At 71.6% G+C, this 9,573-nt stretch carries 9 protein-coding genes; 6 read left to right on the plus strand and 3 right to left on the minus strand.

Annotation, left to right across the window (positions count from 1 at the left end):
* Positions 1–88 precede the first annotated feature (88 nt).
* Both ACZ4WV_RS27125 and ACZ4WV_RS27130 read right to left on the minus strand, forming a co-directional pair.
* The gene (locus ACZ4WV_RS27125) at positions 89–760 is read right to left on the minus strand and encodes a response regulator (protein WP_188299078.1); all 672 of its coding nucleotides are present in this window, start codon (positions 758–760) and stop codon (positions 89–91) included.
* On the minus strand, positions 760–1,668 hold the full coding sequence (locus tag ACZ4WV_RS27130) for a RecB family exonuclease (protein WP_465751083.1): 909 nt from the start codon (positions 1,666–1,668) through the stop codon (positions 760–762). The genes ACZ4WV_RS27125 and ACZ4WV_RS27130 overlap by 1 nt, the downstream gene beginning before the upstream one ends.
* Positions 1,669–1,868: 200 nt before the next feature.
* Between ACZ4WV_RS27130 and ACZ4WV_RS27135 the strand changes: the two genes are divergently transcribed.
* The 3 genes from ACZ4WV_RS27135 (at position 1,869) to ACZ4WV_RS27145 (ending at position 4,887) form a co-directional block, all read left to right on the plus strand.
* Positions 1,869–3,077: a site-2 protease family protein gene (locus tag ACZ4WV_RS27135; RefSeq protein ID WP_465751085.1), complete on the plus strand. Its 1,209-nt coding sequence runs from the start codon at positions 1,869–1,871 to the stop codon at positions 3,075–3,077.
* Positions 3,078–3,148: 71 nt separating this feature from the next.
* Complete coding sequence (locus ACZ4WV_RS27140) at positions 3,149–4,108, plus strand: tRNA (adenine-N1)-methyltransferase (protein WP_465751087.1); 960 nt, start codon at positions 3,149–3,151, stop codon at positions 4,106–4,108.
* A gap of 116 nt (positions 4,109–4,224) precedes the next feature.
* Positions 4,225–4,887, plus strand: a complete 663-nt coding sequence (locus ACZ4WV_RS27145; protein ID WP_465751089.1) for a hypothetical protein — start codon at positions 4,225–4,227, stop codon at positions 4,885–4,887.
* A gap of 34 nt (positions 4,888–4,921) precedes the next feature.
* On the opposite strand, the gene ACZ4WV_RS27150 is transcribed toward ACZ4WV_RS27145, so the two are convergent.
* Positions 4,922–5,227: a ferredoxin gene (locus ACZ4WV_RS27150; RefSeq protein ID WP_465751091.1), complete on the minus strand. Its 306-nt coding sequence runs from the start codon at positions 5,225–5,227 to the stop codon at positions 4,922–4,924.
* A gap of 285 nt (positions 5,228–5,512) precedes the next feature.
* On the opposite strand from ACZ4WV_RS27150, the gene arc reads away from it, so the two are divergent.
* From arc to ACZ4WV_RS27165, 3 genes are all read left to right on the plus strand, one after another.
* Positions 5,513–7,279 carry a proteasome ATPase gene (gene arc / locus ACZ4WV_RS27155; RefSeq protein WP_465751093.1) on the plus strand — a complete coding sequence of 589 codons (1,767 nt, stop codon included), beginning with the start codon at positions 5,513–5,515 and terminating at the stop codon, positions 7,277–7,279.
* Between the two features lie 228 nt (positions 7,280–7,507).
* Positions 7,508–9,019: a depupylase/deamidase Dop gene (dop, locus tag ACZ4WV_RS27160; protein ID WP_465751095.1), complete on the plus strand. Its 1,512-nt coding sequence runs from the start codon at positions 7,508–7,510 to the stop codon at positions 9,017–9,019.
* A gap of 183 nt (positions 9,020–9,202) precedes the next feature.
* The gene (locus ACZ4WV_RS27165; protein WP_465751097.1) at positions 9,203–9,421 is read left to right on the plus strand and encodes a ubiquitin-like protein Pup; all 219 of its coding nucleotides are present in this window, start codon (positions 9,203–9,205) and stop codon (positions 9,419–9,421) included.
* Positions 9,422–9,573 lie beyond the last annotated feature (152 nt).

Raw genomic sequence — 9,573 nt, forward strand, 5'->3', positions numbered from 1 at the left:
GCGCACCGCGCGAACGGCGGCCCGCTCGCTCCCCGCACCCGGGGGAGCGAGCGGGCCGCCGTCACGTTTCCCGTGCTGCCGCCGGCCGTTACAGGGCGCCGGGCCGCACCAGCCCGCTCTCGTAGGCGTACACCGCCGCCTGCACCCGGTCGCGCAGCTGGAGCTTGGTCAGCACGTGGCCGACGTGGGTCTTCACGGTGGTCTCGCTGACGAACAGCTCGGCCGCGATCTCCGCGTTCGACAGCCCGCGCGCCACCAGCTTCAGCACCTCCAACTCCCGCTCGGTCAGCGCGCTCAGCGCCTGCGGCGGCGCCTCGTCACCCGAGGGCAGCTTGGTGGCGTACATGTCCAGCAGCCGGCGGGTGATGCTCGGCGCCAGCATCGCCGCGCCGTCCGCGACCACCCGGATCGCCTGCACCAGCTCCTCCGCCGGGACGTCCTTCAGCAGGAAGCCGCTGGCGCCCGCGCGCAGCGCCTCCACCACGTACTCGTCCAGGTCGAAGGTGGTCAATACCAGCACCTTGGCCGGGCCGTCCCGCCCCGGGCCGGCGATCCGGCGGGTCGCCTCGACGCCGTCCATCCGCGGCATCCGGATGTCCATCAGCACCACGTCGGGCTGCAGCGCCCGCACCTGGTCCAGCGCCTGCTGACCGTCGCCGGCCTCCCCGACCACCACCAGGTCGGACTCGGCCTCCAGGATCATCCGGAAACCGGTGCGCAGCAGCGGCTGGTCGTCGACCAGCAGCACTCGGATCGTCACTAGGACTCCTTGCTCATCGGATCCCCCGTGGGATCGCTCTCATCCGATGTACGGGCCAGCGGCAGCGGGTACGGCGGCGGGGTGCCGCCGAACTCCGGGCAGCTGGCCCGGTGGTCGCACCAGTCGCAGAGGCGGTTGCGGGTCGCCGGGAAGTCCCCGGTGGCCACCGCGTGGCTGATCCGCTCCCACAGCGCCTGCAGCTTGCGCTCCACCGCGAGCAGGTCGGCCTGGTCCGGGTCGTAGCTGACCACGTCCCCGCCGCCGCCCAAGTAGACCAGCTGGAGGCGCTTGGGGATCACACCCTTCCACCGCCACACCACCAGCGCGTAGAACTTCATCTGGAACATCGCCTTGCCCTCGAAGTCCCGCGAGGGCGCCCGGCCGGTCTTGTAGTCCACCAGCCGGACCTCACCGGTCGGAGCGACGTCCACGCGGTCGATGTAGCCGCGCAGCAGCAGCCCCGAGTCCAGCGCCGTCTCCACGTAGAGCTCGCGCTCCACCGGGTGCAGCCGGGTCGGATCCTCCAGCCGGAACCACTGGCCGACCAGCTTCTCGGCGTCCGCCAGCCAGCCGGTGAGCGCCGCGCCGTCCGGATCGTCCGGGAACAGCCCGCCCAGCTCCGGGCGCTCACCCAGCAGCCGCTCCCACTGCGGGCGCAGCAGGCCCAGCGCCCGCTCCGGCGTCCGCTCGGCCGCCGGGCTGTCGAACAGCCGCTCCAGCACCGCGTGCACCAGGGTGCCCCTGGTCGCCGCCGCGCTCGGCGGCTCGGGCAGCCGGTCGATCACCCGCAGCCGGTACAGCAGGGGACAGGTGAGGAAGTCCCCCGCGCGGGACGGGGACAGCCCGGTCGGGGGCGCCGCCGGGCGCGCCGGGGCTGTGACGGCGCTGCTGGTGTCGGTCTGCTGCATGCCCAAGACCCTATTGCCCTTCGCTGTCATCCCGCTGCCACCGTGCTGGCACACCCGCCGGTCCTGGCCCGGTCCGGGGCCGGTCCAGTGGGTATGAAGGGTCACAGAGGGGCGCGCGGCGCCTGGAGGCCGCGATCACGTAGCGTGGGCGCACCGGGGGCACGACGGCGGGCGACGGCGGGACGACCGAAGGGAACACGGTGAGCGACACCAGGGGGCAGCAGACCTCCGACCAGCCACCGCAGGACGGCGGGCGCCCGGGCGGGCGGCCGCCGGAGCGCGGCGGCGGCCTCCTGATGGGGCGCCCCTTCGGGGTGCCCGTCTACGTCACCCCGTCCTGGTTCGTCATCGCCGCCCTGATCACCTGGGTGTTCGGCGGACAGCTCGGCGACGTCCTGCCCGAGCTGGGCGCCACCCGCTACCTGGTCGCGTTCTTCTTCGCCGTCGCCTTCTACGCCTCCGTCCTGGTGCACGAACTGGCCCACACCCTGGTCGCGCTGCGCTACAAGCTCGGCGTGCGGCGGATCCGGCTGCAGTTCTTCGGCGGCGTCTCCGAGATCGAGAACGAGGCCGAGACCCCCTGGCGGGAGTTCTGGCTGGCCTTCGTCGGCCCGCTGCTCTCCGTCGTCCTCGGCGGGATCTGCTACCTGGCGCTGCGCGCCGTCGAGCTGTCCACGGTGCCCGGGGTGCTGCTGACCGGCCTGATGGTCTCCAACCTGGTGGTCGCCGCCTTCAACCTGCTGCCCGGCCTGCCGCTGGACGGCGGCCGGATGCTGCGCGCCCTGGTCTGGGCGATCAGCGGCCGGGCGATGACCGGCACGGTGGCCGCCGCCTGGGTCGGCCGGGCGCTGGCCGTCGCGGTGCTGTTCGGCCTGCCGCTGGTCAGCGCCTCCCGCGGGGTCGAGCGCGGCACCACCGACACCCTGGTGGACGCGGTGCTGGCCGCCGTCCTCGCCGCGATCATCTGGAACGGCGCCACCGGCAGCCTGCGCAACGCCCGGCTCAAGGAGGTGCTGCCCGACCTGCGGCTGCGCGACTTCGCCCGCCGGGCCGTCGAGGTCACCGCCGACACCCCGCTCGGTGAGGCGATGCGCCGGGCCCGCGAGGCCCAGGCCGGCGCGGTCGTGGTGGTGGACGGCCGGGGCGAGCCGATCGCCATCGTCCGCGAGTCCGCCGTCCGGGGCGTCCCCGAGCACCGCCGCCCCTGGGTGGCCGTCGGCCCGCTCGCCCGCGACCTCGAACCGGGCCTGCGGCTGGACGCGGACCTGCGCGGTGAGGAACTGCTCCGGGCCATCCAGGCGACCCCGGCGGGGGAGTACCTGGTGGTCGAGGCGGACGGCCGGATGTACGGCGTGGCCGCGCTCACCGACATCGAGCAGCGGCTGACCGCGGCCGTCGCGGGCAGGTGACCGCGGACGGCGACGGCGGCCCCGCTCCGGGCGTGGTCGGGCGGCGGGCGCCGGTCCCTTAGGATTGGCGCATGTCCGAACCGACCGGTGCCGCCCGCCGACGCGGGCCCTTCCAGGTCGGGGACCAGGTCCAGCTGACCGACCCCAAGGGTCGCCACTACACGTTCACGCTCCAGGCCGGGAACCAGTTCCACACCCACAAGGGTGCGTTCCCCCACGACGAGCTGATCGGCGCCCCCGAGGGCACGGTCGTGCGCACCACGGGGAACGTCCCGTACCTCGCGCTGCGCCCCCTGCTCCCCGACTACGTCCTGTCCATGCCGCGCGGCGCCGCCGTGATCTACCCCAAGGACGCCGGGCAGATCCTGGCGATGGCCGACATCTTCGCGGGCGCCCGCGTCGTCGAGGCCGGCGTCGGCTCCGGCGCGCTCAGCACGTACCTGCTGCGCGCCGTCGGCGAGCAGGGCATGCTGGCCTCCTACGAGCGCCGCCAGGACTTCGCGGACATCGCCCGGGGCAACGTCGAGCGCTACTTCGGCGGCCCGCACCCGGCGTGGAAGCTCACCGTCGGCGACCTCCAGGACAACCTGGTCGAGACCGACGTCGACCGGATCATCCTGGACATGCTGGCCCCCTGGGAGTGCCTGGACGTCGCCTCCAAGGCGCTCGTCCCCGGCGGCCTCATCTGCTGCTACGTGGCCACCACCACGCAGATGTCGCGGACCGTCGAGGCGCTGCGCGAGCACGGCACCTTCACCGAGCCGCAGGCCTGGGAGACCATGGTCCGCACCTGGCACCTCGAGGGCCTGGCCGTCCGCCCGGACCACCGGATGATCGGCCACACCGGCTTCCTGCTCACCGCCCGCCGCCTGGCGGACGGCGTCGAACCGCCGCTGCGCCGCCGCCGCCCGGCCAAGGGCGCGTACGGCGAGGACTACGACAACGGGGCGCCCGAGCCGACCCTCCAGGAGCGCGCCGCGGCCCGCAAGTCCGCCCGCACCGACGAGGGCGAGCAGCCCGACCTGGGCTGAGCCCACACCTTCGGAGAAGGGGTGGTGCGAGCGTGGAGCTCGCGCCGCCCCTTCCTACTTCCCGCCCACGCGCCTTCGGCTCCCCGGCGGCCGGCCCCCGGGCACGGTGTGGGACGATGCTCGCTCACGCAGACCAGCTCCTGGAGCTCTGGAGGGGACGCCTGGTGGAGACCGCGGTCGGAACGACGGCGACGGCTGGACAGCAGACATCCCAGGGCCGGGTCCGGCCCGGGCACGCGCGAACCGCCCCCTGGCACTGGGCCGTCGCCCTGGCCGGCTGCGGCGCGGTGGTGGCCGCCGCGCTCGCCGCCTCCCCGGCGACCGGCAGCCCCGTACCGGCCCGCGGTGGCGCCCCCGAGGCCCTGGCCGCGACCGCCGCGCCCGATCCTGCCAAGGCCCAACTGCCGCTGGACTGCGGTCCGTTCCCGGTCAAGACGGTGCTCAGCGTGGCCGCTCGGCTCGCTGACGGACGGCCGGGCACGGTGGTCGCCGCGCACTGCGCCACCGACACCGGCACCCCGCCGGACTCCGTCTACCTGCTCGGCTTCGGCGCCGACCAGCGGCCGGTGGTGGTCGCCACGCTGCTGACCGAGCGGGAGAACCTCACCCTGAGTCGGCTCGCGGTGCGCTCCGACGGCGCCATCACCGGCCGCGCGCAGGGGTATTCGAACGAGGACGTGCCGCGCTTCCGGTCCGACGTCTCACTCGACCTCATCTGGACGCGCGGGGACGGCGGCTGGGAACGCTCCCAGACCGCCGCCCCGGCCGGCCAGGCCTGAGGCCCGGCCGCTCAACTCACCGCGCTCACGGCGCTCATTCCGCGTCCGGGCCGTACACCTCGACCCGGTCGGCGACCCGGCGCACGTGGATGCAGTCGCCGGGGCACTCCTTCGCCGAGTCCACGACGTCCTGAAGGAGCGTCAGCGGCACCGGGGCGGTCTGCCCGGGCTGCTGGCGCAACTCGTCGTCCGGGCCCTTCACGTACGCCAGTCCGTCGATGTCCAGCTCGAAGACCTCGGGGGCGTACTGCGCGCAGATGCCGTCGCCGGTGCACAGATCCTGGTCGATCCACACCTCCAGCTCCTCGGTCGCCGCGGCGCTCTGCTCGGTCACCGACATGGTCCCCTGCCGTTTCTGTCCCGGGTCGCCCCCATTCCTGGAGCAATCCCGCCATTCGTACAACGATCGGACCCCGTACGGGGGTCGCGATCGGATATCACTTCGCCCGACGATACATCCGGCCCGCTTTGGGAGGTGCGCGGTGGGTATCCCCTTAGCAGAGGGGAAGCACGCTGGGGCGAAGATCGGACACGCCCGTTCCATCTTTCTTGATCTAGGGGTTTACGGACCCCTGGTCCCAGGTAGGGTCTGGAAGCGTCCAGCTCCCCGGAGGAGGTGAGGACCGTGGCAGCCCACGATGACGACTACAACCGCAGCACCGGCAGGCCCGCTCGTGGTTCCGACGAGGCCGCTCAGGTCTCGTACCTTGAGCAGGAAATCGCCGTGCTGCGCCGCAAGCTCGCCGACTCGCCGCGCAATTCGAGAATCCTCGAAGAGCGGATCGTCGAGCTCCAGACCAACCTGGCCGGCGTGACCGCCCAGAACGAACGGCTCGCCTCCACCCTGCGCGAGGCCCGCGACCAGATCGTGGCCCTCAAGGAGGAAGTGGACCGGCTGGCACAGCCCCCGGCCGGCTTCGGAACCTTCCTCGAAGCGAACGAGGACGGCACCGCCGACATCTTCACCGGCGGGCGCAAGCTCCGTGTCAACGTCAGCCCGAACGTCGCCCTGGACGAGCTGCGGCGCGGCCAGGAAGTGATGCTCAACGAGGCCCTCAACATCGTGGACGCGATGGCCTTCGAGAACATCGGCGAGATCGTCACCCTCAAGGAGGTCCTCGAGGACGGCGAGCGGGCCCTGGTCCTCGGCCACACCGACGAGGAGCGCGTGGTGCGCCTCGCCGAACCGCTGCGCGGGGCCACCGTCCGGGCGGGGGACGCCCTGCTGCTGGAGCCCCGCTCCGGCTACGTGTACGAGGTCGTGCCGAAGGCCGAGGTCGAGGAGCTGGTCCTCGAGGAGGTCCCGGACATCGACTACCGCCAGATCGGCGGCCTGAGCAACCAGATCGAGCTGATCCGCGACGCGGTCGAGCTGCCCTACCTGCACGCCGACCTCTTCAAGGAGTACGAGCTGCGCCCGCCCAAGGGCGTGCTGCTCTACGGCCCGCCCGGCTGCGGCAAGACGCTGATCGCCAAGGCCGTCGCCAACTCGCTGGCCAAGAAGGTCGCCGAGGTCACCGGCCGCCCCCAGGGGAAGAGCTACTTCCTCAACATCAAGGGCCCCGAGCTGCTCAACAAGTACGTGGGCGAGACCGAGCGGCAGATCCGCCTGGTCTTCCAGCGGGCCCGGGAGAAGGCGAGCGAGGGCACGCCCGTCATCGTCTTCTTCGACGAGATGGAGTCGCTGTTCCGCACCCGCGGTTCGGGCGTCAGCTCGGACGTGGAGAACACCATCGTCCCGCAGCTGCTCGCCGAGATCGACGGCGTGGAGGGCCTGGAGAACGTCATCGTCATCGGCGCCTCGAACCGCGAGGACATGATCGACCCGGCGATCCTGCGGCCCGGCCGCCTGGACGTCAAGATCAAGATCGAGCGCCCGGACGCCGAGGCGGCGAAGGACATCTTCTCCAAGTACCTCAAGGACTCGCTGCCGTTCCACCCGGACGACCTCAAGGAGCACGACGGCTCCGTCGAGGCCACGGTGGCCGCGATGATCCAGTCGGTCGTGGAGCGGATGTACTCCGAGACGGAGGAGAACCGCTTCCTGGAGGTCACCTACGCCAACGGTGACAAGGAGGTCCTGTACTTCAAGGACTTCAACTCCGGCGCGATGATCCAGAACATCGTCGACCGCGCGAAGAAGATGGCCATCAAGGACTACCTCGACCACGGCCAGCGCGGTCTGCGCGTCTCCCACCTGCTCGCCGCCTGCGTGGACGAGTTCAAGGAGAACGAGGACCTGCCCAACACCACCAACCCGGACGACTGGGCCCGCATCTCCGGCAAGAAGGGCGAGCGGATCGTCTTCATCCGCACGCTGGTCACCGGGAAGCAGGGCGCCGAGTCCGGCCGCTCCATCGACACTGTCGCCAACACGGGGCAGTACCTGTAAGCACGCGGTTACCCGGGCCGGCAGCGGTCCCCGGAGCTGTACGCACCCCGTCCGGCTGTGGCGCCTCGCGGCCCCGCAGCCGGACGGCGCGTCTCGGGGCCGGGCCGTCGGCGCCGGGTTCTAGGCTCGATCCACCGTCCGCGGGCAGATCGCCGGCGTCGGTGTTGTTCAGCGGTACGTCAGCGTGTTCCGCCCGCCGGGGGCGGCGCACCGGGCAAGGAGGGCCGCATGACCGTACGGCGCGTGATGGGCATCGAGACCGAGTACGGGATCTCCGTGCCCGGGCACCCCAACGCCAACGCCATGCTCACCTCGTCCCAGATCGTCAACGCGTACGCGGCGGCGATGCACCGGGCGCGGCGGGCCCGCTGGGACTTCGAGGAGGAGAACCCGCTGCGCGACGCGCGGGGCTTCGACCTCGCGCGCGAGGTGGCCGACGCGAGCCAGCTGACCGACGAGGACATCGGCCTGGCCAACGTGATCCTCACCAACGGGGCCCGCTTCTACGTGGACCACGCGCACCCCGAGTACAGCTCGCCCGAGGTGACCAACCCGCGCGACGCCGTGCTGTGGGACAAGGCGGGCGAGCGGATCATGGCGGCCGCCGCGCAGCGCGCGCTGGAGCTGCCCAACGGACAGACCATCCACCTGTACAAGAACAACACCGACAACAAGGGCGCCTCCTACGGCACCCACGAGAACTACCTGATGAAGCGGGCGACACCGTTCGCCGACATCGTCCGCCACCTCACCCCGTTCTTCGTCTCCCGCCAGGTGGTCACCGGCTCCGGCCGGGTCGGCATCGGCCAGGACGGCTCGGCGCACGGATTCCAGATCAGCCAGCGCGCGGACTACTTCGAGGTCGAGGTCGGCCTGGAGACCACCCTCAAGCGGCCGATCATCAACACCCGGGACGAGCCGCACGCCGACGCCGAGAAGTACCGCCGGCTGCACGTGATCATCGGGGACGCCAACCTCTCCGAGATCTCCACCTACCTCAAGCTCGGCACCACCTCGCTGGTCCTGTCGATGATCGAGGACGCCTTCATCGCCTCCGACCTCGCCGTCGACCAGCCGGTGCGCACCCTGCACCGGGTCTCCCACGACCCGAGCCTGAAGCACCTGATCACCCTGCGCAACGGCCGCAAGCTCACCGCCGTCCAGCTCCAGCTGGAGTACTTCGAGCTGGCCCGCAAGTACGTCGAGGACCGCTTCGGCACCGACGCCGACGAGCAGACCGTGGACGTGCTGGCGCGTTGGGAGGACGTGCTCGGGAAGCTGGAGCGCGACCCGATGTCGCTCTCCAAGCAGCTGGACTGGATCGCCAAGCGGGAGATCCTGGAGGGCTACCGCAGCCGGGACGCCCTGGAGTGGGACAACCCGCGGCTGCACCTGGTCGACCTCCAGTACAGCGACGTACGGCCCGAGAAGGGCCTCTACAACCGCCTGGTGGCCCGCGGCCGGTTCGAGCGGCTGCTGACCGAGGAGGAGGTCGAGCGGGCCGTCTCCAAGCCGCCGGAGGACACCAGGGCGTACTTCCGGGGGCGCTGCCTGGAGCAGTACGCGGACCACGTCGCGGCGGCCTCCTGGGACTCGGTGATCTTCGACCTGCCCGGCCGGGACTCGCTGCAGCGGGTACCGACGCTGGAGCCGCTGCGCGGCACCCGCAACCACGTCAAGGAGCTGCTGGACCGCTGCCGCACGGCCGAGGACCTGCTCCGGGTGCTGTCCGGCGGGTAACTTTTCGATCACCACGGGTGAACGTCCGCCGAATGGGAATCATCCGGGGTGGCAGCGGGTGTTGGACAAGAGGCGCCACCGGCAAACCGGGAGCGGCAGTCGCACCTTGTGTATAGGGTCGGAGCCAACGGGCGACGACCGACCGACCAAACCGTGCCAGACGATTCGAGCGGGGTGAGGGAAATGGCGAGCAAGGACACCGGCGGCGGCCAGCAGCGGGCAAACCGCTCCTCCGAGGAGGTCTCGGAGGAGGTCGCGGAAACACAGAATTCCGACGACCTCAAGGAGCGCCAGGAAAAGCTGGGCGACGACGTCGACGCGGTACTGGACGAAATCGACGAGGTCCTGGAATCCAACGCCGAGGATTTCGTGCGGGGATTCGTTCAGAAGGGCGGGCAATAGCCCGTCCCCGGCATTCGGGAATTTCACGGTCGCGACCGTCGCGGGGGGGGGGGGGGGGGGGGGGGGGCCAGAAAACGAAGCCCACGACCCCCCCCATGGGCAGAGGGGCCCGGGGGGGGGAGGGGGGGGGGGGGGGGGACTCCCCCCCCCCG

It is taken from the genome of Kitasatospora sp. NPDC029312 (genome assembly GCF_055569215.1).

Excerpts from the sequence above, each read along its gene's own strand:
- ACZ4WV_RS27130 (WP_465751083.1), bottom strand. The coding sequence starts at position 1,668 with ATGCAGCAGACCGACACCAGCAGCGCCGTCACAGCCCCGGCGCGCCCG.
- ACZ4WV_RS27140 (WP_465751087.1), top strand. The coding sequence starts at position 3,149 with ATGTCCGAACCGACCGGTGCCGCCCGCCGACGCGGGCCCTTCCAGGTC.
- ACZ4WV_RS27145 (WP_465751089.1), top strand. The coding sequence starts at position 4,225 with ATGCTCGCTCACGCAGACCAGCTCCTGGAGCTCTGGAGGGGACGCCTG.
- ACZ4WV_RS27150 (WP_465751091.1), bottom strand. The coding sequence starts at position 5,227 with ATGTCGGTGACCGAGCAGAGCGCCGCGGCGACCGAGGAGCTGGAGGTG.
- dop (WP_465751095.1), top strand. The coding sequence starts at position 7,508 with ATGACCGTACGGCGCGTGATGGGCATCGAGACCGAGTACGGGATCTCC.
- ACZ4WV_RS27165 (WP_465751097.1), top strand. The coding sequence starts at position 9,203 with ATGGCGAGCAAGGACACCGGCGGCGGCCAGCAGCGGGCAAACCGCTCC.